The following is a 24,477-nucleotide window of genomic DNA, read 5'->3' as shown; positions in this document are numbered from 1 at the left end:
TATAATGTAAACGCAGTACGAGACGGCGCTTATTCCGAAATCAAGGATGTGGAAACTAGATGGAAAGCCTCTAATTAAAATCATAATTAAGAAATACTGAAAATTCAAATTTCATTTGTGTTACAATTGTAAAAAATATGTAATGTAAGAGAATCTTCTATATGATTATAAAAAATCCTGCTTGTTTTTGCTTTCTAGTAGGAAAAACTAGAAGAACAATGGTACAATAATACATCGTGAGAGGAGGGGTAAAAATGAAAGATTATCATGATGATCCACGCTTTCGAATAGCCCATAGAGAAGCGTTAATTGGTCTTGGACTTGCTATTATTAATTTTATAATATGGTACGGATTTGCTTATGGGCTTGGTAGTAAAAATCCGAATGAATATACATATGTATTAGGTTTTCCCGCATGGTTTTTTTATAGCTGTATCGTTGGATTTATCGTTATGGTTATTTTACTTAGTTTAGTTGTTCGTTTTGTATTTCAAGATATTTCACTCGATGAGGAAGAAAAAAGTGAGGAATAATAGATGAATTGGTATGTAATCATTCCAATGATAATTTCGTTTATCGTTGTATTTTTAATTGGTGTATATGCTTCAAGACGTGTGCAAGCAACTGCTCATAATAAATTTTTACAAGAATATTTTCTTGGTGGGCGTGAGCTAGGCGGTTTATTATTAGCGATGACAATGATTGCTACGTACGGTAGTGCAAGTAGCTTTATTGGTGGCCCTGGTATTGCTTACAATATGGGGCTTGGATGGGTACTGTTATCTGCGATTCAAGTTGTAACAGGCTATATCGTTTTAACGGTTATCGGTAAAAAGTTTGCAATTATCGCTAGGAAGATGGAAGCAATTACTCTTATCGATTATTTAAAAGGGAGATACAATAATAAAGCAGTTGTTATACTTTCTGCGTTATGTATTATTATCTTTTTATTTTCAGCGACAGTAGCCCAGTGGGTCGGTGGTGGACGATTAATCGAGTCACTAACTGGTCTATCGTATACAACAGCACTATTTTTATTTACTTTTTCTGTACTTGTGTACGTATTAATTGGTGGATTTCGTGCAGTTGCTCTATCAGATACATTATTAGGAATCATTATGTTAGTTGGAACGACAATCATTTTAATTGCTACTGTCATTGCTGGTGGTGGAATTGAAAAGATTATGCAGGAACTTGTTCAAATTAATCCAAAGTTAATTACACCATTCGGAGCAGATGGCAGTTTAACGAAATCATATGTTACATCATTTTGGATTTTAATTGGAATTGGCGTTGTCGGCTTACCGCAAATTAGCGTGCGTGCCATGTCTTATAAAAATTCAAAAGCGATGCATCAAGCTTTAATAATTGGAACCGTTGTCGTTGGCACAATTATGATCGGTATGCATTTAACTGGTGTATTTGCAAGAGTAGTACTTCCAGGTATAACGGTACCAGATAAAGTAATGCCGCTACTTGCGATGGAAGTGTTACCTCCTTGGTTAGCTGGAGTTTTCTTAGCTGCACCGATGGCAGCGATTATGTCTACAGTAAACTCTTTATTATTACTTGTAAGCTCGTCAATTATTAAAGATATATATGTAAATTACATAAATAAAGATGCAGCAGACAGTACGATAAAAAAAGGAAGTTTGTGGATTACTGGTATTGTAGGACTACTCGTTTATGCAGCGGCGATTAAACCACCAGATTTTTTAATATGGCTAAATTTATTTTCTTTCGGTGGATTAGAAGCAGCATTCATTTGGCCAATCGTATTAGGGTTATATTGGAGGAAAGGAAATGCTACAGGAGCGCTTGCGTCTATTTTAGTTGGGGTAGGCTCATATATGTGTATTCATCTTTTCTATCCAAATCCGTTCGGTATACATACAGTTGTCTTCCCGATTTGTTTTGCGTTTATCGCTTATGTTATTGGAAGTATGAGTGCTGTAAAAAAAACAGTATAGGTTAGCTGAAGAACGTAGTCCTTATAAGACTGCGTTTTTTCGTATGAATTTGTTCTTTTTTTATTCTGTATATCCACGGTTATTCATAAATTAATAACAACTGAGGGGATGGAGTTGAGGTCGATGAAAAAAGTGTTATTTTTAGGAGACCCGGGAATTGATGACTCTTTAGCAATTATGTATGGATTGTTGCATCCTGATATTGATATTGTTGGTGTAGTAACGGGATATGGAAATGTAACACAAGAAAAGGCGACAAGTAATGCCGCATATTTATTGCAAATGGCAGGACGGGAAGATATACCTGTTATTAATGGTGCGAAAATTCCTTTATCCGGAGATATTACGACGTATTATCCAGAAATTCATGGGACAGACGGTTTAGGGCCAATTAAACCTCCAAAAACTTTTTCACCAAATATAAAGCCTTTTTGTACATTTTTTGATCTTCTTGAAAAATATAAAGGAGAATTAATAATAGTCGATGCTGGTAGATCGACAACATTAGCGACAGCATTTATTTTAGAAAAGCCGATGATGAAGTATGTGAAAGAATATTATATAATGGGCGGTGCTTTCTTAATGCCTGGCAATGTAACACCAGTCGCAGAGGCGAATTTTCATGGTGATCCCATTGCGTCACAATTAGTTATGCAAAATGCCAAAAATGTGACATTAGTGCCACTTAACGTTACATCTGAAGCAATTATTACACCGGAAATGGTAAAATATATTACGAAACACTCTAAAACGAGTTTTAATAAGTTAATCGAGCCGATATTTACGTACTATTATAAAGCTTATAGAAAGTTAAATCCGAAAATAAAAGGAAGTCCAGTACATGACGTCGTTACAATGATGGTTGCGGCAAATCCATCCCTTTTAGATTATGTATATCGTCGTGTCGATGTAGATACAGCTGGAATTGCAAAAGGAGAGAGTATTGCTGATTTTCGGCCTCAACCTGATGCAAAAGCATTAAAAAATTGGGTGCGAATTGGTTGGTCGTTACATTATAAAAAGTTTCTTGAGGATTTTGTGAAATTTATGACGTAGACATAATAGGAGCATACAAGTTAAAATAATGGAGATGGTTATGTAAATGACCATCTCCATTATTTTGTTTTTAAATGATAAATAGAGAAGAGTTACACAATAGGAGAGGAATTTTACTTGAAAAAAACTATAGTATGCGCAGTAATTGTGGGTATTTTTGTTTTGCTAATATCGGGTAACTTTTTAGTGAAAAAAGTGTGGAGTTCAAATAATGATGATGCACAGTATATTGCATCTTTTATTGAAGAACATAAAGATGAAAAAAATAGTGCGCTTCTAGTAAAGAGAAATGATAAAGTTGTTTATTCTGTAAACCCAAATGTTGTATTGCCAGTTGCTAGTACGATGAAATTAATTGTGGCGCTTGAATATACGAAACAAGTTACTGAAGGGAAAATTGATTCTTCTAGTTTCGTGTCGATTAATGATGTGAATCGCTATTATGTGCCGAATACAGATGGTGGTGCGCAAGATAGATGGCAAAAGTATTTGGAGAAGACGGGCAAGATAACTGAAGGAGCGGTTTCTTTAGAAGAAGTGGCAAAAGGAATGGTTAAGTTTAGTTCGAATGCAAATGCTGAATACTTAATGGAATTGTTAGGATTAGATAACATCAATCGAAATTTACAAAGTTTATCACTTCCTGCACATCAACCACTATTTCCAATCGTTTCATCTTTGTATATCCCGGGATATTTGCATAAAGAATTACATGTTCCAAAATATAAAATAGAGAAAAAGTTAAAAGAAATGTCTCAAGAGCAATATCGTGAATATTCGATGATTATTCATGAACGCTTAAAGAAGAAGGGACCATTATTACAGAAGGAAATTCCGCTTTATTTAGAGGAACGTTACGACAAAATTTGGTCAGATAGATTACCAGCAGCTTCTGCAAATGATTATATGGTATTACTTCAAAAGGCAAACCATAAAGGTGGCTTGACAGAAGCTGAAGAAAAAGTGTGGGCAAATATCGTTGAAACAGACATGAGTGCTAAGAAATATCGTAAAACATTTAGACATGCTGGGCAAAAGAATGGTTACACACCATGGACGGTTACAAAAGCGGTTTACGCTATGGATAAACGTGGAAACTGTACAGAAATTGTGTTTTTGGCGAACAATTTAAATGAAGACGATAGTGCAGAAATACGGAAACATTTAGCAAACTTACATTTCCAAGTGTTGCAAAGTGATAAGTATGATGCGACTTTTATTAAATAAACTCGGTGCAGAGAGCACCGAGTTTATTTTTATGTACAGGCACTTTTTTTCTATCAATGGGTATGATGGGTAGTAATACTTAGGTGAGAGGGGAAAAGGTGATGAAACAGAGTAAGGAAGAGTTTATAAAGAGTGAAGGCGCTGATTTCCCTGGAAAAACATATGTGGATTGTGTATTACAACATGTATTTGATTTTCAACGAAATTACTTATTGAAAGATATGTTTCAAGTGCATAAAGCACATATTACGATGCTGACGGAAGAAAATTTAATGAAAAAGGAAGAAGCTAAAGTTATATTGCACGCATTAAAAAAGGTAGAGGGAATTCCAGAAGAGCAATTGCTCTATACAGAGCAGCATGAAGATCTCTTTTTTTTAGTCGAACATTTAATTTCTCAAGAAGCGAAATGCGATTTTGTAAGTAATATGCATATTGGTAGAAGTAGAAATGATATGGGCGTAACGATGTATCGCATGAGTTTAAGGCGATATGTATTACGATTGATAGAACAGCATTTGTTATTGCAAGAAAGCGTACTGCAACTTGCTGATGATCATAAGGAAACGATCATGCCAGCTTATACACATACACAACCGGCACAGCCAACAACATTTGGTCATTATACGTTAGCAATTTATGATACGATGCAAAGAGATTTAGAACGAATGAAAAAAACGTACCAGCTTTTAAATCAGTCTCCAATGGGGGCGGCTGCACTCTCTACAACAAGTTTCCCGATTAAACGAGAACGAGTTGCTCATCTACTTGGATTTACAACTGTAATTGAGAACTCATATGATGCTGTTGCCGGAGCGGATTATTTATTAGAAGTTAGCTCGCTACTTATGGTAATGATGACGAATACGAGTAGATGGATTCATGACTTTTTGTTGTTAGCAACGAAAGAATATGACGGTATTACTGTTGCAAAGCCATATGTACAAATTAGTAGTATTATGCCGCAAAAACGAAATCCGGTTTCAATTGAACACGCTCGTGCAATTACGAGTAGTGCTTTAGGAGAAGCATTTACAGTATTTCAAATGATTCATAATACACCATTTGGTGATATTGTCGATACGGAAGATGACTTGCAGCCATATTTATATAAAGGGATTGAAAAGGCGATTCGTGTTTTTTGTATGATGAATGCAGTGATCCTAACGATGAAAGTAGAAGAAGAAACGTTAAAAAGTCGTTCCTATAAACATGCAATAACGATAACGGATTTCGCTGATGTTTTAACGAAAAATTATGAAATTCCATTTCGGCATGCTCATCATGCAGCAAGTGCTATTGCAAATATGTCATTGGAGCAGAAAACAGAACTACATGAATTACACTTCAAAGATGTAAATATGTATTTGCAAGAACATTTTAAAATAAATGTATTAGAAAAAGAGTGGAAAGAAATTATATCGCCAGAAGCTTTTATTCAAAAAAGAAATGTATACGGTGGACCGAGTAAAAAAGAAATGAAGCGTATGATTAAAAATCGAAAAGAGTCCTTTCGAAAAGAAGAAGATGTATTTGAAAAGGAAAAACAGAGAATTTTACAAGCTGAAAATGCCTTGAATACATTAGCTTTGAATATTATTGAATCGTAAAAGAGGGATTTAATGAATTAATCGCCAATACTTAATTAAAATATAAATAGAGAGAAGAGATTGTCGATGATTCAATTACATGTATATGAAGAGATTTTTCATTTTAAAGAAGATGTTACACCATTTCTAGAAAAGAATGAGCAGGAAAACAATCTCATATTAGGTGTATTACAAATGGTTCAAGGACCGATATTTATGGGGATAGCGAAACAAGGAGAAGACATTGCGGTTGTATTTCTGCAAACAGAAGAGAAGAAACAAATCATTGTTGCAACTTCTGAAATTTCGGGAGTAGCTATTGAGGAACTTGCAAAAGAGTTAACGAAAGTATATCCGGATATTCCTGGATTGATCGGTAATAAGAAAATTGTACAGAAATTAGCGGAAGAGATTGCGGTATTAGAAAATAAGAAAATGAATGTTGCAATGGAGCAAGGTGTGTATGAGTTGAACAGAGTAAAGAAGAAGTGTAATGCGAATGGACTTTTTCGAGCGGTAAATAATGATGAATTACCATTAATAGAACAGTGGATATATCAATTTTGTGAAGATGTAAAGCTTCCTACTACGAAAGAAGAAGCAAAACAAACTGCATATACATTAATAACTACAAATCGACTGTTTGGTTTGGAAGTGGATGGGAAACTCGTTTCTGTAGCTGCAAAAACGAGACCAACTAAAAATAATATAACAGTTAATTTTGTATATACGCCGAAAGAAGCAAGGAAAAAGGGATACGCATCTAAGTGTGTAGCGGCACTTAGTCAACATATGTTAGATGAAGGGTACAAGACGACTACGTTATATACTGATTTAGCGAATCCGACATCGAATAAAATTTATCAAGAAATTGGTTATGAGCAAATTGCGGAGTCTGTGCTTATATTTTTAGAGAAGTAGAACAAAAAGGCGTGCTATTTTAGCACGCCTTTTTGTTATTCATCGATTCTAATAACCTCGCCTTGAGGGAAGTCCTCAGTTTCTAGTAAGTTACGAATAGCTTTCGCAACATATTCAGGTGATAATAGTTTTCCTTCTTCTTTTAATGCAATGAAGCGGTCCAAATTTATGAAATCTTCTTTATTTGTTTCGCGAATTTGTGATTGCATATTTGTATCAACAACGCCAGGTGCAAAAGCGACGATTTTTACTGGATATTCTTTTTCCACTTCTTCAGTTGCTACGCACTGTGTAAACATATTTACACCAGCTTTCGTTGTACAATAAGCGCCCCAGCCAAAGTAAGGGTTTTTTCCTGCACCAGATGAAATGTTAATAACGCGTTTATCTACTTTCCAGTCTTTCGTATGTTTCATAAATGTAGATGTAAGAATCATAGGTGCAAGTAAATTAATGTGAACGTTCGTAATGAATTGTTCACTTTCAGCTTTTTCAATTGGCTTCATAGGTGCAACTGTACCCGCATTATTAATTAAATGAATAGAGGATACATTGTCTTTTTTAATAGATGAAATGATCTCTTTAAAGTTAGTTTCTAAGTTATGTACATCTTGAAGATCTAGGGAATGAAAAATGCAATTGCTGTTATATTGCTCTGCAAGTTTTGTAAGCTCTTGATTTTCTCTTCTAGAAATAGAGATGACAGTTGTATTTTTTTCTAATAATTGCGTAGCGATTGCCTCACCTAAACCTTGTGAAGTTCCTGTTATGATAACGTAGCGCATAGTTTTATAAACCCCTCTCATATGTGCGGAATTTTGTTGGACAACGTACATTGTATAGTTTGTCTACATTTTATAGTATAGAGCACTTTTTACTATAATTGAAATGAGATGATTGTGTGCCTTTTATAAATAGGTTTACGACAACAGTACCTGGTGCCGTCACGTTTACTGGGAATACGCTGGGACTTAGCCCTACATCACCTGCACCAGGTAATATTTTTGGTACACTTGCTGTGTTTACGACAGTAAATACAGCATTGCAAGTACCAGGGTTCCCAGCAGGGACAACAGATGAATGGCAATTGAATTCTTCAAGTGCAATTTTAAATCTTCCAGCGGGAAGCAGTGTATTATATGCAGAATTAGTTTGGGCTGGTACTTTCCGGACTGATACGGAAGATGTGTTACCATTTTTAAATGATAACATTACATTTACAACGCCAGCAGGGACGTTTTCTGTTACGCCAGATCCTGCTACCGCGCAGCAAGGTTCAGTAGGAAATCAGTTTTATTATGCTCGCTCTGCCAATGTAACAAATCTTGTTAGTGCAGGTGGAGCAGGCACATATACAACGGGTGCTGTGCCAGCTGCAAGAACTTCAGCCGACCCGACAATCAGTCGTTCAGCTGGATGGACGCTTGAGGTTGTGTATCAAAATGCAAGTTTACCACTTCGAAATTTGTCAGTATATGCAGGTCAAGAAATTATCGATGCTTCATCCCCGCCAGTTGATGCTACAATTTCAGGTTTTGCTACGCCGGCAACAGGAGCTGTTACAGGAAGAGTGCTCGTAACTGCTCAAGAAGGTGATTCTAACATTGTTGGAGATCAACTTCGCTTTGGGCCGAATGCAAATGCTACAGTTGCATTATTCGGACCGAGAAATCCTGCGAATAATTTCTTTCAGTCACAAATTTGTAATGATAGTGGAAATTTAGATACGAGCGGCACGTTTGGAGATTTGAATCAGCCGTTAGGGGTAGCTTTGGCCGTCCGAAGACAAGGGTGGGATATTACGAATGTAGATGCCTCCTCATCTTTAGTAAACAGTCAAACATCAGCAACGGTTCGATTTGTTACAAATGGAGATGGATACGCAGCAGCTGGTTTTGGTGTTCAAATTGATGCAACAGGTCCAATTATTAATCCTGTTAAATCAGTTAATAGAACAGTCGCAGGGGTAGGGGATATTCTCACTTATACGATTACGGTCCCAAATACAGGAACAGGAAGTGCAGAAAACGTTGTATTACGTGATAGTATTCCGAACGGAACGACGTTTGTTGCAGGTAGTGTTACGGTAGGGGGAGTAACACAGCCGAATGCAAACCCTTCTAATGGAATTAATTTAGGTACAATCCCAAATAACACGCAAAGAATTGTTACATTTCAAGTTCGAATAATATCATTCCCGAATCCCAATCCTATTTTAAATCGTGCAATGGTGTCATATCAATTTCGTCCTTTCGTTGGTAGTCCTCCTATTACAAGTACGTCTTCTTCAAACACAGTACAAACGACAGTGAATCAAGCAACTATAAGTATGCAGAAATCTGTAGATTTACAGACGGCAACGCTTAATGATGTATTAACGTACACAGTTAATATTACAAATAATGGAAATGTCACTGCGAGCAATGTTATTTTTGTTGATAGTATCCCTGCTGGAACAACATTTGTCGCAAATAGCGTTACGGTAAATGGAGTAGCGCGTCCAGGAGCGAATCCAGCAAGTAGTATTAATCTAGGAAGTATTAATGCTTTGCAAACGACTGTAGTGCGCTTTCAAGTTCGAGTAACATCGAACCCTCTTGTCAATCCAATTCCAAACCGTGCAAGTGCAACATTTACCTTTACTCCAGTGCCTGGTCAACAACCAGTTTCAGGGCAAGCGACAAGTAATACTGTAGTTACGACAATTAATATAGCTGATATAACAACGAGAAAAACAGTGGATAGAGCTTTTGCAACGGTTAACGATGTTCTTACGTACACGGTAACAATTCAAAATACAGGAAATGTACTTGCAACGAACGTTATTTTTCAAGATCCAATACCAATTGGAACGACATTTATAGCAAATAGTGTGACTGTGGATGGGGTTTCACAACCTGGGGTAAATCCAGCGACTGGGTTTACAGTAGCTAATATATCTCCTGGCGGAAGTAGGACTGTTACATTTCAAGTACGAGTAACATCTACACCATCGGGAGGTACGATTGCGAATCGCGGAAATGTATCTGCTAATTTCGTCGTTATTCCGAATCAGCCACCGATAACAATTAATAGACAAACGAATACAGTTGTGACACAAGTTAATACAGGCGGTTTAAATGTAATAAAAGAAGTAAATACAACGCAAGCGGCGGTAGGGGATACTTTAACGTACACAATTGCCGTCCAAAATACAGGGAATGTTCCGTTAACAAATGTATTTTTCCAAGACCCTATTTCTTCTGCTGTTTCATTTGTTGCAAATTCTGTAACAATTAATGGAGTACAGCAAAGTGGACTAAATCCGAATACAGGATTCTCTCTTCCGAATATTCCTGCGGCTCAAACGGTTGTAGTCACATTTGACGTAGTAATTGTACAGAATCCAGAAAATGAAGATATTTTAAATCAAGCAAATGTAACAGCAAGCTTTCAAGTGAATCCGAATGAACCACCAGTAACAATCAATGTACCGAGTAATGTTGTGAATACGACAGTACAATCAGGAAACTTTGAAGTTGTGAAAGCAGTCAATACGGATGTTGCAACAGTAGGGGATATTTTAGTATATACAATAGAAGTCATAAATGCAGGTAGTGTACCAGCTACGAATGTATTTTTCCAAGATTCAATTCCCCAAGGGACATTATTTATTGAAAATAGTGTAGTTGTGAATGGTGTTTTACAAGAAGGGGCAGATCCAGAACTTGGATTCCCATTAAATAATTTGCCTACTGGCGCCAGTGTTATTGTTACATTTGAAGTATTAATTGATGAAATTCCCCAAGGAAATAATGTTGTAAATAATGCGAATGTAACTGGAGATTTCCTTGTAAATCCAACAGAGCCGCCGATTACTGTAACAGTACCAAGTAATACTGTTATGACGATCGTGAATTCTTCAGGGTTAAATGTAATGAAAAGTGTAAGTGCTACTGAAGCCGGTGTAGGAGATACGTTAACGTATACAGTTCGTATACAAAATAGTGGAACGGTGACAGCGACAAATGTATCATTCCTTGATCCGATTCCAGTTGGAACCACTTTTGTAGCGAATAGTGTAACAATAAACGGGACACCTCAACCAGGTTTAAACCCGACAACTGGATTTCCACTTGCTAATATTCCAGTAGGAGGAATGGTGACGGTCACTTTTCAAGTGACAATCACGAGTGTACCACCAAATAGAGTTCTTCCGAATAATGCGAATGTCACTGCTGATTTCCAAGTAAGTCCTCTCCAGCCACCAATTACAATTGTAACGATTAGTAATATTGTTGTGACGCGAGTGAATGTAGGATCACTTAATGTAATGAAGAGTGTAAATACACTACAAGCCGGTGTAGGAGATACGTTAACGTATACCATTCTTATTCAAAATACAGGAACTGTTCCTGCAACGAATATTGTTTTTCAAGATCCAATTCCGTCTGGTACTGCCTTTGTAGCAAATAGTGTGACGATAAATGGAGTCGTACAGCAAGGCGCGGATCCTATGCTAGGTTTCCCGGTACCAAATATTCCGGTCGGGCAAACGGCTACGATTACGTTTCAAGTTACAGTGACGAGTGTTCCGAGCGGTGGAAATATAAGAAACCAATCGAACGTTACTGCAAGTTTTCTTATAAATCCAGCAAACCCTCCAATAACGACTGTTACAAATAGTAATTTTGTAGTGACGCAAGTAAACACAGCACAGTTAAATATACAAAAATCTTCATCTGTACAACAAGCAGCACTTGGAGAAACTTACACGTATTCTGTTGTCATTCGAAATAACGGTACAGTAACAGCAACGAATGTCTCTTTCCTTGATCCAATTGCTTTAGAAACAACTTTTGTAGCAAATAGTGTAACGATAAATGGAACGCCACAACCTGGATTTGACCCAAATGTTGGTTTCCCGCTTCCTAATATTGCAGCTGGAACATCATTGACAGTAACGTTCCAAGTTACGGTAGTTGCACCGTCTACACGTGGAGCGGTATTAAATACAGCATCTGCTACAGCCACTTTCTTATTAAATCCTTTACAGCCACCTGTAACAACAACGAATTCAAGTAATACAACGGTAGTTACAATACCGTTACCTCCTCCTGGTGAAGTAACTGCAACAAAAACAGTTGATGTTGCAACTGGGGCCGTTGGGGATGTATTAACGTATACTGTGCTCATTTCAAACGTAGGAATTATCCCTGTTACAGATGTGTTCTTCCAAGATGTCATACCAGAAGGAACGACGTTTGTTGACAATAGTGTAACGATAGGTGGAGTGCAGCAACTTGATTTAAATCCAGAAATAGGATTTACAGTTACTCCATTATTAATCGCTGGTGGAAGTATTGAGGTCACATTCCAAGTGACGATTACAGAAATTCCAGATAATGAAGTCATATTAAATGATGCAGATGTTACATTTACTTCACAACCAAATCCGCAGGAACCACCGATTACGGAAACGATATTAACAAATTTAGTCGTTACGACAATTAATATAGCGTTTATTTTTCCATTGAAACTAGTAGATAAAGAAGTAGCGACGGTAGGAGAAATATTAACGTATGATGTATTGATTTTTAATTTCGGAACAGTGCCAGCGACGAATGTTCAATTTATCGATACTACTTCCGCGGGTGTAGCATTTGTACCAGGAAGTGTGAGCATAAACGGGGTACCAGCACCAGGATTAGATCCTTTCATTGGTTTTACAGTTCCAGATATACCTGTCGATGATTTTGTACTTGTCACATATCAGGAAGTGGTTACAAGCATACCAGAAGGTGGAACGATTGTTAATTTTGTAGACGTTACAGCTACATTTGCTGTAAGTGAAACAGAACCGCCTATTACGGAAACAACGACAAGTAATACGACATTAACAGAAATCAATGAGCCTGGTTTGAATGTTTTAAAATCAGTGAGTCAGCCGGTTGTTGCAGTAGGCGATACAATCACATATACAACAGTAGTTCAAAATACAGGAACAGTGCCAGCAACGAATATTCAATATAGTGATGTATTACCTTCCTCTATAGCATTCGTGCCGAACACTGTAACGATAGACGGTGTGTTACAACCTGGATTCAATCCGAATAATGGATTCCCGCTTCCAGATATAAACCCAGGTGAAAGTGTAGAAGTCATCTTCCAAGTAACCGTTGTTAGTGCGCCATCAAACGGAACAATTGCCAATACGGCAAATGTAACTGGAAGTTTTGTATTAGTACCAGGAGAACCACCAGTTATAGTAACAGAGCCGAGCAATACAACACTTACAACTGTAAATAGAGGGCAATTTAATGTTATTAAACAAGTAAATAGGGTTGCTACTCTCGTTGGAGATATATTAACGTATACGGTTCAAATAACAAATACTGGAACAGTAACAGCTAATGCTGTTCAGTTTGTTGATACCATTTCAGCAGGGGCGTCATTTGTACCAAATAGTGTAACGATAAATGGAGCCTCGCAACCAAACTTAAATCCGATTACTGGATTTGGAGTTGGAGATATCCCAGTTGGTGAAACAGTTATAGTGACGTTTCAAGCGACAGTTACAAACATCCCGTCATCAGGAACAATTACGAACGTTGCAAATATAACAGGAAGCTTTACTTTAGTGCCAGGAGAACCACCAGTTGTAGTAACAGAGCCGAGTAATACGACGATAACTAGAGTGAATAGAGGACGATTCAGCGTTATAAAATCTGTAAATAAAGAAGCGACACGATTAGGAGATACGTTAACGTATAGTGTGCAAGTTACAAATACGGGAACGGTAACAGCAACGAATGTTCAGTTTATCGATGTTCCATCACCTAGTTTAGAATTCGTTCCTGGAAGTGTACAAATAAATGGGATTCCGCAAGTAGGTTTAGATCCATTTGTAGGCTTTGCATTGCCTGATCTTGCAGTAGGGGATAGTGTATTAATTACATTTGAAGTAAATGTAATCGCAGTTCCGCCTTCTAGTAGCATTATGAATACAGCAAGAGTAACGGGTGATTTCGAATTGATTCCAGGAGAACCTCCGTCTACAATTACAAATTCAAGTAATACGACGGTTACGCCGGTAAATAGAGGTAGCTTAGATATGCTAAAAGAAGTAGACCATTCAGTTGTTGGTGTAGGAGAAACGGTAACGTATACTGTTCGTATATTAAATACTGGTACTGCTGATGCAATGAATGTTCAATTTATCGATGTGCTATCTCAGGAAGCTGATTTCGTTCCAAATAGTGTAACGATAAATGGGGTTCCGCAACCGGGGTTAAATCCGCAGATTGGATTTACGATACCTGATATACCAGTTGGTGAGACGTCACTTGTAACATATGAAGCTACGATTACAAGTTTTCCGGATGGTGGTACAGTAGTGAACGTTGCTGGGGCGTTAGCAGAATATATTTTAGTACCAGGGGAGCCGCCAGTTACAGTGATGGATACAAGCAATACAGTTATAGTGACGGTAAATACTGCAATCTTATTTGTTGCAAAAGGAGCAAACTTTGAAGTAGCAATGATAGGGGATGTTGTCACTTACGGAATCGCTGTTATAAATGATAGTACAGTTCCTGTGACCAATATTGTGTTAACAGATATCATTGATCCGAATACGCTATTTATAAATGGTACGGTAACGGTAAATGATGTACCTCTTCCATTTGCTAATCCGAATACTGGTATTCCGTTAGGTGATTTTCAGCCAAATGATGCAGCAATTATTAATTTCCAAGTTGTAATAATAGGAGGGCAAGTAAATAATTTAGTTACAAATACTGCTACAGCGAATGGGCTTGCAACTGTAAATCCGAATGAGCCGCCAGTAGTAGTTGAAGGTGATAGTAATACAGTTGTTATCCCGTTTATTCCTCAAAATGTCTCAACGACAGTCGTAAAAACGGCAGATTTACAGGTAGCAACAATTGGAGATGTCATTACGTTTACGACAGTCATCACAAATACGGGTGATACTGTAATGCAAAATATTCGTTTTCAAGATATGTTAGATAGTAGTGTTCGATTTGTTCCTGGAAGTGTAACGGTTGATAATACGCCAGTGCCGAATGTAAGCCCGGCAGTAGGGTTTCTTATCGGAAGTTTAAATCCTGGTGAAGCAAGGACAGTTTCGTTCCAAGTAGCAGTACAGAGCGCGCCAAATGGTTCAGGAAATTATATAAATCAAGCGAGTATTCGTTTTGAACATCAAGTAGGCACAGTATTGCCACCTGTTACACAAATAGTAGAAAGTAACATAGTTGTCATTCCATTTGTTCCAACGATTGAACAAATTTGCGAAACAAACTTTAATTGCTTAGATAAGATTCCATTTCAATGTTCTCCGTGTAATCATTTGCATGGACATAAAAAATAAAAACAGAAAGAGCATCCTGAAAAATAATTGGATGCTCTTTCTGTTTTAATCATATAGATTCATTTTCGGGCGAGGTGAAAAATTCGTCGATTTTGTCGGAAAGTAGTAATGGAATAGCTCCTTTTATAACAGAAATGTCCCAGTCCCACCATGCAAGATTCTCTAGTTTGTCAATTGTTTCTTGCGGGAAACGATATCGAATAAATTTTGCTGGATTACCAGCCACAATTGCATATGGAGGGACGTCTTTTGTAACAACACTTTTTGCACCAATAATGGCACCGTTACCAATTGTAACACCAGATAAAATGCAGGATTGATAACCAATCCATACATCATTGCCAACTACGATATCACCTTTTGAAGAAGGGTGACCAGTAATATGTGCTCCTTCATCAAAAAGTGCATTAAATGGATAAGTTGTTATCCAGTCTGCGCGATGTTCACCGCCAAGTATGAAAACGACTTCTTCTGCTAATGAACAAAACTTACCTATTTTCAATTTTGTTTCATCGTTCCAAGAAAAAATGGTTGGTCCTACTTTACTATAAGTATAATCACCAATATCATATTTATTATATTCAGGTTTTTGATTTAAATATAACATGCTTCTTCAGCCTCCTTTCTCAATTAAGTGATACGTATGGAATATTATATGCAAGATGTAGTAATGTGAACTGTATTAATAGGTGAAATGAACAAAAGGGAGTGGGATGTATGCGATACGAAATGGGTTTATATAATAAACCGTTTCAGTCAATTCGATCAGGGAAAAAAGTATATGAAGTACGCCTATACGATAAAAAACGTCAACTAATAAACAAAGACGATGAAATCGTATTTACGAATCTTAAGACAACAGAAATGATGACGGTAAAAGTAACGGAAATAAAGCGATACGAGAGCTTTAAAGCTATATATGAACAAATCGATAAAAAATTATTGGATTGTGAAAATGATAGTTTAGAGGAAATGTTAGAAAGTACATACAAAATATATACGAAAGAACAAGAAAAAGAGTGGGGAACAGTTGCGATTCGTATTGAGGTAATAAAATGATAAGAAATCGCGGAGCCGCTATCATTGTACAGGAAGGAAAAATCGCTCTTATAAAACGTATTCGAGAAGAGGAAAGATATTATGTTTTTCCTGGCGGAGGGATTGAGGAAGGTGAAACGCCTGAAGAGGCAACGAAAAGAGAGGTATACGAAGAATTAGGGGTACATATACAAGTGGAGCACCTTATTGCAAAGGTAAAATATAAAGGAAATGAATATTATTATGCTGCCTATATTACAGGCGGAGTGTTCGGAAGCGGAACAGCTGAGGAATTTCAGCTGGAAGGTAGGGGAAATTATATTCCGTTATGGTTACCGATAAACGAGTTGGAAAAAGTGAATATAAAACCTTATGAAGTGGTCAGAAATATATTTAATCATTATAAAATATAACGTCTGACAACATACAAAAAAAACCATTGACATAGTCTTCTGATTTAAGTATTGTATTCGAGTATGTTTATAATCAGGAGGTTTATATGAGCAATCAAACTACTACACATCATGTGAAAATGACAACAGCGGATCCATCTGGAATTGGTCTATTTGGATTAGCGATGGTAACACTTGTAGCATCATCTCAAAAGTTAGGCTTAACAGATGGCGTTTCACTTGTATTACCGTGGGCAATCTTTTTAGGAGGATTTGCACAAATCTTTGCTTGCATTCATGATGCAAAGCATAACAATACATTCGGTACAACAGCATTCGGTGCGTACGGTCTATTTTGGCTAGGTGTTGGAATGACTTGGTTAATTCAACTTGGAGTATTTGGCGAAAAATTAGCACAAGCTGCAGATTCAAAACAGCTTGGTGTAGCCTTTATCGGATATTTGATTTTCACAATCTTTATGACAATTGGTGCAATGGAAACACATAAAGTATTATTTATGATTTTCGTCCTTATTGATTTCTTATTTATCGGTCTTTCATTAAGTACTTTAGGTGTTATGCCGCATGCAATGCATAATTTAGCAGCATATTCTGAACTTCTTATTTCATTATTATCTTTCTACGGTTCAGCTGCAGCAGTGTTAAATACACACTTCGGAAAAGTTGTTTTACCAGTAGGAAAGCCTTTTGGTATTTTTAAAAAATAATAAAAAAGCACAGATGATTGTATAGTCATCGGTGCTTTTTTATTTATTCCGCTCTTTGTGGGTTGTCTGAAAAAGCCTGATTGGTGAGGACTCATTAAACTTTCACTTTATCCCGCTATTTGCCGGGCAGTAAGCCCCCCCCCCGCCTCAAAATTCAGCGGAAACAAAGAAGTTAGGTGGGGGATGAATACCCTCACTGATTAAAGTTTCACCTTATTTGAAATAAGTAATGTGAAATGTAAATAAAAGTAGAAAAAATCAATTGAAATTGATTCTCATTATTAATATAATGAGAATGAGAATCATTTATTGTTAGAGGGGGATGCCAAAGTGGCAAAAATTTTAATAGCTTATGCAAGTATGTCAGGAAATACAGAGAGTATTGCTGATTTAATTAAAGTTAGTTTAGATGCTTTTGATCATGAAGTAGTATTGCAAGAAATGGAAGGCATGGACGCTGAAGAATTATTAGCTTATGATGGAATCATTTTAGGATCTTATACGTGGGGCGATGGTGAATTACCATTTGAAGCGGAAGATTTTCATGATGACTTAGAAAATATAGATTTAGCTGGGAAAAAGGTAGCGGTATTCGGATCGGGTGATACAGCGTATGAACTGTTTTGTGAAGCGGTAACGATATTTGAAGAACGTCTTGTGGAACGCGGTGCAGAGCTTGTACAAGAAGGGCTGAAAATTGAATTAGCTCCAGAAGATGAAGAGGATGTTGAAAAATGCAGTAATTTTGCAATTGCATTTGCTGAGAAGTTCTAAGAATGGGAGTGTCAACGTGGAGACAATGTTAAGTGCAACTGCTATTACAAAGTTAAGAGATGGAAAACTGTTGTTAGCTACTACATATAATGGCTTATTTGTTGAACAAGACGGAGAATGGAAACGAATTTTAAATGGTTTTCAAAAACGAATTAGGGATTTACATAGCGAAGATAATGTAGTTTATGGTGTAGGTGACGAAGGGATTTTTATTCGCAGTATGAATGGTGGAGAGAACTGGACAATTCAGCGTTTTCCAACAAAAGCAACGAGTTGGAATGTATGTAGCAATGTACAAGGAACTGTTGTTGCTCATGGAGAAAAAACGCTGTATCTTTCTAATAATTTCGGTTTGACATGGGAAACTATTCATCCGTTTCTTGAGTATGGCAGTGCGGCACCGTCTATTCGATCATTATTTTTATATAAACATTACTTATTTATTGGTACGAAAATACATGCTAAATATGGTGGTGTTTGGCTCTTTGATTTGAAGACACGTAAATTAAAGAGGATTAAAATTGCGATGAATCAAATGATCTCCGCGTTGACTTTACACAATTCTTATTTAGTAGCGGCAAGTGGATCGTGCAAGGGAGTTAGCGGAAATATTTCTTATTGTAAAATAGATGAAAGTATTGCAAGTGAAAAAATATATTGGCATACATGTCAAAGTGAGCAGAAAGCAAGTAGTTATTTAGACTTAAGTGTGGATCAACATGTTTTATATACAACTTCAACGCAAAATAAGGCGGGGATTAGTAGTGTGTGCCGTGTGCTTCTTGAAGAAGGTATTGTTACAGTATGTGATTCAGTTAAAGGGCACGGATGGCGCATTGTTAATCAAAAAGATGGTTATGTAGTAGCCGGATCAGGTGAATTAAAAGCAATGCAGTGGGAACAAAAAATAATTTAAGAAAAAAACTTTACTTTTATTATATTGATATGATATAGTATATTTAAACCATTTTACTTTTAATAATATAGAGATTTAAATGAGCTGTAACTTCCGAGGAGGATAGCAATGTTAAATCTCCTCAGGGGTTGCAGTTTTTTAATATCTGGCTTATTATTGTAAGGTGGTTGAAAATGAATATGTACATATAGGTACATTGTAGGAGGATTTTTTTCATGCAAAACGGTAAAGTAAAATGGTTTAACTCAGAAAAAGGTTTCGGTTTCATCGAAGTTGAAGGCGGAGAAGACGTATTCGTTCATTTCTCAGCTATCCAAGGCGAAGGCTTCAAAACTTTAGAAGAAGGTCAAGAAGTTACTTTCGAAGTAGAACAAGGTAACCGTGGACCTCAAGCTACTAACGTAAACAAGAAGTAATTTTTGAAAAAAGAAGGGCTCGCCCTTCTTTTTTTTGCATTTTTATAGATGTCCTCCTACTTACATATCATAACAAGACTGAATTTTCATTTATTTATTCGGAGTATTTTTGTATAAAGTACATGAATAAATAAATACTGAAAATAAAGTGTTTGTGTGAAAAGGAATTTAGAAAGAGGTAAATAAATTGAAAAACGCTACACATTTCATTGTGTTTGATATTGAAAGGAATTTCAGACCGTATAAATCAGAAGATCCATCAGAAATAGTTGATATCGGAGCTGTAAAAATAGAAATAGGTACAATGAAGATAATTGAAGAATTTTCGGAGTTAGTAAAACCAAGTGCACGATTAACTCGTCATACAACAAAATTAACCGGTATTACGAAAAAAGATTTAATGGGTGTAGAAAAATTCCCTCAAATTATAGAGAAATTTATTCAGTTCATCGGCGAAGGTTCTATATTTGTTTCATGGGGAAAAGAAGATTATCGCTTTCTATCTCATGATTGTACATTATATGGTGTTGAATGCCCAAGTATAGAAAAAGAAAATAGAATTGATTTGCAAAAATTTGTTTTCCAAGCATATGAGGAATTATTTGAACATACGCCAAGTTTACAATTTGCGGTAGAACAGCTCGCTTTAACGTGGGAAGGAAAACAGCACCGTGCTTTAGCAGATGCTGAAAATACAGCAAATATACTTCTTAAAGTATATAGCGAGAGAGATATCAATAAGCGATACAAAAGACATGGTGAACTTGAACTTGTAAAAAACGGAAAACTAACAGAAAAAGCGAAAAAAAAGATGCGAAAATGGGTTTTTAAAGAACTAAAGAAAAATACAGAACGCCCTTTTGAATGGAGTACATTTGAAAGTGGTGACACGTGGGAAAGTATAACGGAAAGATATTATATAAGTGAAAATACAGTGGAACTCCTGAAAAAACATTTTCGTACAGCAGTGAGAAAAGCGGAACGGCAGATTAGGTATTTGGCTGAGATGGAGGAGAATACAGAGGTTAAATGAATTTCTCCTCCCCCTCTAACTACATACATGTAATAACAGCGTATTGATATTAAATAGGCATCAACTTGTTGTTGTGATTGTGCATTATAATTGCTTTGGGATTGTTAAGACGTAATAAGAGTTTTAAACCGTATTAATAAAATAAAAATATATATAAAGAAAAGAGTGTAGTTTAATGGAAACGATCTTTAACATTTTAACTGTTTTAGTTTTTGGGATAATATTTACCACACAATTAGCATTAACTACACTTTCTTTCATAGTAAAGAAGAATTGGAAAAAACTTAATATCTCTTTAAGTTGTGGTGTATTAAAGTTTAAAATAGAAGAGTAAGATTGAGTTTTGTACAAGGGAGGTGTGATAGTGGTAGACTTGGATATTAAAGATGTCACAGTAAAGATGGAATTAAACGGTGTCTTTTGGAATGAGGATCGGATTGCTGAAATGAAGGTGACTACAAAAGAAGAGCATTCTGTTATTCTTCGTCTAGTAGTTGATTTAGAAAGTAAAACTATTAGGGCGACGAGTGCGGAAATAGTGAATGGATTCTGCCCTCTGTGCAAACAGAAAAGGGACGAATGTAGTGAACTTAATGACTTGCAAAACAAAATGGAAATTTTAGAAGAAGCCTACGATTGGGTGAGAGAACATCCGGAATATCGTTTTCAATTATCTTTTTACGAGTACAATAAATTTGAGGTAGTAAAGTGAAATTTGCATCTTAACAACTTATAGAAGGTCTTGGTCAACTAGAAATATTGAAGTAGATATTTCTAATGGAAATAAGCTTGTATAACAAGGAAGGGATGTATTTGATTCTGCAACAAATGTCATCTTGCATCAAAAAAATTTGAAAATAAACATGTTTTATTATAAAGCAGAAAAATCGATTCTTAGTAGAATCGGTTTTTAATATAAACAAAAGAGCGCTTATTATAAGCGCCCAGTAACAACAGTTATATGGAAGTATTTATCCCGTAAAAGCCCGATTGGTGAGGGTAATAATTAGTGGGGGATGAACAAAACCCCACTGATTAAAGTTTCATTTTATTCAATACCGCTCGGATCAAACGAATACTGCTGCTTATTCTCAATCCGCTCAATCACATCCTGCAGCTCATCTGGCTTCAGAAACTCAATCGGAGAGAAGCCTTTTTCAAATGTAAGTGTGTCTGCTTCAATCATAAGTACATATCGGTCATTTACCTTCGCAATATGTATTTGATCCCCGAAATCAGCAAGCAAAGCCTTCACAGAGATATGATCGGCTTTTAGTTTTAATTCCACTTCAGGAGCATGCTCGACGATTTGAGCGGTAGCTTCCATTACTTCTTCGGTTGAAAATTGTTCCATAATTTCCCGCTTCGGACTAGCAGCCCATACTTCCATCGCTTGGTCGAATTGTTCGCGTTCTTCCGTACCTTCTTCAAATACATCTTCAATTTGGTCGTATACCATGTCCATTACCTGTGTTTTCATAATTTCAGGCATAGAGCGTTCATATTCGACGAATTTTAAGAAGTCTTCAAAGTAGCGGGCATGTGATGCTTGGTGTATTTTTAGTTCGCCTACTTCAACCATACCTTCTTCAGGCATGTACGGATATTGGATAGATTTCATATTCTTTGTTGTGATGGCCATTTCAACGTTACGAATCAGTGTTGATTCATCAGAAATAGAAGCAACCTTTGGTTCAAAGTCGCATTTCATTACGAATACGAATGGATCATCAAAGTATTTGCGTAGTTTTGCCTGAGCAATTAAAAATACACCACCACGTACAGCGCTTGTGTCAAGATATGTATAAACGAGAGGTTCGCTCATATCTTTAAAGTTTTCTTTTGTTTCTGCAAAGCGAATACGATTAAAAAGGTTGTAATGAGGGTTTGAATCAAGTTCGTGCCCTTCTTCTACAATAAAGCGACCAATTTTTGTTGGGGCTTGTTCTGTTTTTGCATGACGTTCTACTTTTCGCTTCGATATTTTTAATAACTCACCATTCAAAAATTCTTTTAAGGAACTATCTTCATATTCTTCAGCGTCTAAAGTTTGAAAATGTTTGTAGCGTTTATCAACTGCTTCACCTTTTCCTTCTACTTGTACAACATAAAAGGAAAGATAATTTATTTCAAAATCCATATTTATCACCTTGTTTCATTTCATTAACTCTTATCAGTATAGAGATGGAAAAAACTTTCGTCAATTTATATAAGGAAGGGGAAGCCCCTTCCTTTATATAATCTTTATTTTCTCGATTAAAATCCGTCTTCTAATGCTGCGAATGGAATGTTTAGTCTGTTTTCTACTGTGCGTAAACGTTGGTTTAAGCGGTTTAGTCTACGTGTATGGCGCTCAACTGTATTTTCTAGTTGACGAACTCTTTGTTCAAGCTCATTTACGCGTCTTTCTAATTGACGATTTCCAGTGCCAGGAAAAGAGATTGGAAGTTGGAATTGTCTATTTTGGTCATATGGATTCGTGTGCTCTGCTTGATCTATATAAGATTGATATTGTGTTTGTAAGTCATACTGTGGTTGTTGGTACGCATATTGATTATATGGATCATATGGATTGTAGGGATACATAATAACATCCTCCATTTCTTTAAAATAGGTTGAATTCACCATAATGTATGTGCAAAAGCGGAGTGGTGGCACGGCAAATACCTATTTATGTTGACGGGATTTCTCTTTATCCCGCTATTTGCTGGGCAATAAGACCCCCATGTCAAAATTCAGCAGAAACAAAGAAGATCGGGATGCCCGTAAAACCCCCACTGATTACAGTTTCACTTTATAAAAAATAGCTTGAGGGTTTTTGATTTGTATTTCTTTTGCTTAATGGTATATACTGGATAAAAGAGAAAGTTTACATAAAAGTTACAATTCTATCAAACTCAAACTTTTATGTAAATATGTATAGACATTTATAAAAGAAAAGAGTAATTTATATAGAGTGAAAAATAACTTGTAACATTTTATAAACATATTGTAAAATGATTGTAACAAAACATACATAAAAATGAAATAAATACATAATAGTGATGTTGGGGAAAGGGAGAGAGTATATTGTTCCGTAAAGTAAAGGGTATATTGGTTGGGGTGTTATGTGTAGCTATAATGAGTGGCTGTGGTGCAAAGGTAAGTGATGTTGCATTGGTAAGTGATATTGGTGGGCATACTGTAGAGGCTAAAGCAGAAGTGCAGGATACTATTAGTTTAGTTGATGGTCGAACTGGTACTGAAGTGAAAAAATTAGATTTATCTAGTTTAGGCTATTTTGAAGATGAAGCGAAATTTAAAAAGTCTGTAACAAAGGTTGTTGGTGAGGTTGGAAAAAGCGTCGACAAAAAAATGGTTCCTTCACGTATAGCACCTGATGGAAGTTGGCAAGAAGGAAAACCTTCTTATGAATTAATGGAAAAAGAATTAGTAGATAAATTGTTAAATGTTGGTATGTGGGATGCTACGTATCAGTTGCCGATCGTGGAGAAAAAACCAGTCGCAACATTAAGTGATGCGCAAGGAAATGGTACGGTAATTGGTAGATATGAAACGAATTTAGGTGGTTCAACAGGTGGCCGTATTGAGAATATTCGTTTGTCAGCAGCGAGCATAAATGGAGTTGTGTTAGCAAAAGGAGACCGTTTCTCTTTTAATTCATTAATCGGTGATACAACACCAGATAAAGGATATCAATTAGGGAAAGAAATAGTTGATGGTAAATTAGTAGATGGATATGGCGGTGGTGTTTGTCAAACATCTTCAACTTTATACAATGCAGCAGATCAAGCTGGTCTGAAAATGGTGGAGAGAACTACACATTCTAAAACGGTAGGTTATGTTCCACAAGGAAGAGATGCTACAATTGCATATCCATACTTAGATTTAGTATTTGAAAATACGAATGATGCACCTGTGAAGCTTTATATGGGCATTCAGGGTGGAAAGCTAGTTGCTGAAGTACATAAAATGAGATAAGAGTTAAAAAGCCATCTTTTCTAAAAGTTAGAAAAGATGGCTTTTTATTATGAAAATAAAAA

The 24,477-nt window shown here is 36.3% G+C and carries 20 protein-coding genes; 16 read left to right on the top strand and 4 right to left on the bottom strand.

What is annotated here, in order from left to right; translation table 11 throughout:
* The first annotated feature begins 254 nt into the window (after positions 1 to 254).
* From BLT20_RS17050 to BLT20_RS17025, 6 genes are all read left to right on the top strand, one after another.
* Positions 255 to 533: a YhdT family protein gene (locus BLT20_RS17050; protein WP_000656239.1), complete on the top strand. Its 279-nt coding sequence runs from the start codon at positions 255 to 257 to the stop codon at positions 531 to 533.
* Between the two features lie 3 nt (positions 534 to 536).
* Complete coding sequence (panF, locus tag BLT20_RS17045) at positions 537 to 1,970, top strand: sodium/pantothenate symporter (protein ID WP_001104820.1); 1,434 nt, start codon at positions 537 to 539, stop codon at positions 1,968 to 1,970.
* Positions 1,971 to 2,093: 123 nt separating this feature from the next.
* Positions 2,094 to 3,026: a nucleoside hydrolase gene (locus BLT20_RS17040; protein WP_000756458.1), complete on the top strand. Its 933-nt coding sequence runs from the start codon at positions 2,094 to 2,096 to the stop codon at positions 3,024 to 3,026.
* A gap of 117 nt (positions 3,027 to 3,143) precedes the next feature.
* Entirely contained in the window at positions 3,144 to 4,253 is a 1,110-nt protein-coding gene (locus BLT20_RS17035; protein ID WP_000751368.1) for a serine hydrolase, read from the top strand.
* 101 nt (positions 4,254 to 4,354) lie between these two features.
* The gene (gene argH, locus BLT20_RS17030) at positions 4,355 to 5,863 is read left to right on the top strand and encodes an argininosuccinate lyase (RefSeq protein WP_000813965.1); all 1,509 of its coding nucleotides are present in this window, start codon (positions 4,355 to 4,357) and stop codon (positions 5,861 to 5,863) included.
* A 66-nt stretch (positions 5,864 to 5,929) separates the two neighbouring features.
* Entirely contained in the window at positions 5,930 to 6,763 is an 834-nt protein-coding gene (locus tag BLT20_RS17025; RefSeq protein WP_000615381.1) for a GNAT family N-acetyltransferase, read from the top strand.
* Between the two features lie 35 nt (positions 6,764 to 6,798).
* Here BLT20_RS17025 and BLT20_RS17020 read toward each other — a convergent pair whose 3' ends face one another.
* Complete coding sequence (locus BLT20_RS17020; protein ID WP_001271070.1) at positions 6,799 to 7,548, bottom strand: (S)-benzoin forming benzil reductase; 750 nt, start codon at positions 7,546 to 7,548, stop codon at positions 6,799 to 6,801.
* A gap of 116 nt (positions 7,549 to 7,664) precedes the next feature.
* Here BLT20_RS17020 and BLT20_RS17015 point away from each other — a divergent pair, with 116 nt between their 5' ends.
* The gene (locus BLT20_RS17015) at positions 7,665 to 15,137 is read left to right on the top strand and encodes a DUF7507 domain-containing protein (RefSeq protein WP_001115925.1); all 7,473 of its coding nucleotides are present in this window, start codon (positions 7,665 to 7,667) and stop codon (positions 15,135 to 15,137) included.
* A gap of 49 nt (positions 15,138 to 15,186) precedes the next feature.
* Here BLT20_RS17015 and BLT20_RS17010 read toward each other — a convergent pair whose 3' ends face one another.
* Complete coding sequence (locus BLT20_RS17010) at positions 15,187 to 15,744, bottom strand: CatB-related O-acetyltransferase (RefSeq protein WP_000966303.1); 558 nt, start codon at positions 15,742 to 15,744, stop codon at positions 15,187 to 15,189.
* A gap of 110 nt (positions 15,745 to 15,854) precedes the next feature.
* Between BLT20_RS17010 and BLT20_RS17005 the strand changes: the two genes are divergently transcribed.
* From BLT20_RS17005 to BLT20_RS16965, 8 genes are all read left to right on the top strand, one after another.
* Positions 15,855 to 16,196, top strand: coding sequence for an ASCH domain-containing protein (locus BLT20_RS17005; protein ID WP_001268367.1), 342 nt, complete (start codon positions 15,855 to 15,857; stop codon positions 16,194 to 16,196).
* On the top strand, positions 16,193 to 16,588 hold the full coding sequence (locus tag BLT20_RS17000) for an NUDIX hydrolase (protein ID WP_000620822.1): 396 nt from the start codon (positions 16,193 to 16,195) through the stop codon (positions 16,586 to 16,588). Before BLT20_RS17005 ends, BLT20_RS17000 begins: the two co-directional genes overlap by 4 nt.
* Before the next feature lie 86 nt (positions 16,589 to 16,674).
* Positions 16,675 to 17,295 carry an acetate uptake transporter gene (locus tag BLT20_RS16995; RefSeq protein ID WP_000070938.1) on the top strand — a complete coding sequence of 207 codons (621 nt, stop codon included), beginning with the start codon at positions 16,675 to 16,677 and terminating at the stop codon, positions 17,293 to 17,295.
* 330 nt (positions 17,296 to 17,625) lie between these two features.
* Positions 17,626 to 18,069 (top strand): flavodoxin, encoded by a 444-nt coding sequence (locus BLT20_RS16990; RefSeq protein ID WP_001062752.1) that lies wholly within the window; start codon positions 17,626 to 17,628, stop codon positions 18,067 to 18,069.
* Between the two features lie 16 nt (positions 18,070 to 18,085).
* Complete coding sequence (locus tag BLT20_RS16985; RefSeq protein WP_000449496.1) at positions 18,086 to 18,985, top strand: WD40/YVTN/BNR-like repeat-containing protein; 900 nt, start codon at positions 18,086 to 18,088, stop codon at positions 18,983 to 18,985.
* 215 nt (positions 18,986 to 19,200) lie between these two features.
* Positions 19,201 to 19,401, top strand: coding sequence for a cold shock-like protein CspB (gene cspB / locus BLT20_RS16980; protein WP_001179150.1), 201 nt, complete (start codon positions 19,201 to 19,203; stop codon positions 19,399 to 19,401).
* Between the two features lie 187 nt (positions 19,402 to 19,588).
* Complete coding sequence (locus tag BLT20_RS16975; protein WP_000786417.1) at positions 19,589 to 20,434, top strand: exonuclease; 846 nt, start codon at positions 19,589 to 19,591, stop codon at positions 20,432 to 20,434.
* A gap of 364 nt (positions 20,435 to 20,798) precedes the next feature.
* Complete coding sequence (locus BLT20_RS16965) at positions 20,799 to 21,146, top strand: hypothetical protein (RefSeq protein ID WP_000227983.1); 348 nt, start codon at positions 20,799 to 20,801, stop codon at positions 21,144 to 21,146.
* A gap of 336 nt (positions 21,147 to 21,482) precedes the next feature.
* Here BLT20_RS16965 and BLT20_RS16960 read toward each other — a convergent pair whose 3' ends face one another.
* Complete coding sequence (locus tag BLT20_RS16960) at positions 21,483 to 22,574, bottom strand: DUF3900 domain-containing protein (RefSeq protein WP_000345046.1); 1,092 nt, start codon at positions 22,572 to 22,574, stop codon at positions 21,483 to 21,485.
* 116 nt (positions 22,575 to 22,690) lie between these two features.
* Positions 22,691 to 23,020, bottom strand: coding sequence for a hypothetical protein (locus BLT20_RS16955; protein WP_000283715.1), 330 nt, complete (start codon positions 23,018 to 23,020; stop codon positions 22,691 to 22,693).
* Positions 23,021 to 23,503: 483 nt separating this feature from the next.
* Here BLT20_RS16955 and BLT20_RS16950 point away from each other — a divergent pair, with 483 nt between their 5' ends.
* Complete coding sequence (locus BLT20_RS16950; protein ID WP_000488973.1) at positions 23,504 to 24,415, top strand: VanW family protein; 912 nt, start codon at positions 23,504 to 23,506, stop codon at positions 24,413 to 24,415.
* Positions 24,416 to 24,477: the final 62 nt, after the last annotated feature.

This window comes from Bacillus sp. cl96 (genome assembly GCF_900100505.1).
GTDB lineage: Bacteria > Bacillota > Bacilli > Bacillales > Bacillaceae_G > Bacillus_A > Bacillus_A cereus.
This window is presented reverse-complemented; position numbering and strand designations above follow the sequence as displayed.

Coding starts and splice junctions, on each gene's coding strand:
- BLT20_RS17050 (WP_000656239.1), top strand. CDS start 255: ATGAAAGATTATCATGATGATCCACGCTTTCGAATAGCCCATAGAGAA.
- panF (WP_001104820.1), top strand. CDS start 537: ATGAATTGGTATGTAATCATTCCAATGATAATTTCGTTTATCGTTGTA.
- BLT20_RS17040 (WP_000756458.1), top strand. CDS start 2,094: ATGAAAAAAGTGTTATTTTTAGGAGACCCGGGAATTGATGACTCTTTA.
- argH (WP_000813965.1), top strand. CDS start 4,355: ATGAAACAGAGTAAGGAAGAGTTTATAAAGAGTGAAGGCGCTGATTTC.
- BLT20_RS17025 (WP_000615381.1), top strand. CDS start 5,930: ATGATTCAATTACATGTATATGAAGAGATTTTTCATTTTAAAGAAGAT.
- BLT20_RS17020 (WP_001271070.1), bottom strand. CDS start 7,548: ATGCGCTACGTTATCATAACAGGAACTTCACAAGGTTTAGGTGAGGCA.
- BLT20_RS17010 (WP_000966303.1), bottom strand. CDS start 15,744: ATGTTATATTTAAATCAAAAACCTGAATATAATAAATATGATATTGGT.
- BLT20_RS17005 (WP_001268367.1), top strand. CDS start 15,855: ATGCGATACGAAATGGGTTTATATAATAAACCGTTTCAGTCAATTCGA.
- BLT20_RS17000 (WP_000620822.1), top strand. CDS start 16,193: ATGATAAGAAATCGCGGAGCCGCTATCATTGTACAGGAAGGAAAAATC.
- BLT20_RS16995 (WP_000070938.1), top strand. CDS start 16,675: ATGAGCAATCAAACTACTACACATCATGTGAAAATGACAACAGCGGAT.
- cspB (WP_001179150.1), top strand. CDS start 19,201: ATGCAAAACGGTAAAGTAAAATGGTTTAACTCAGAAAAAGGTTTCGGT.
- BLT20_RS16960 (WP_000345046.1), bottom strand. CDS start 22,574: ATGGATTTTGAAATAAATTATCTTTCCTTTTATGTTGTACAAGTAGAA.
- BLT20_RS16955 (WP_000283715.1), bottom strand. CDS start 23,020: ATGTATCCCTACAATCCATATGATCCATATAATCAATATGCGTACCAA.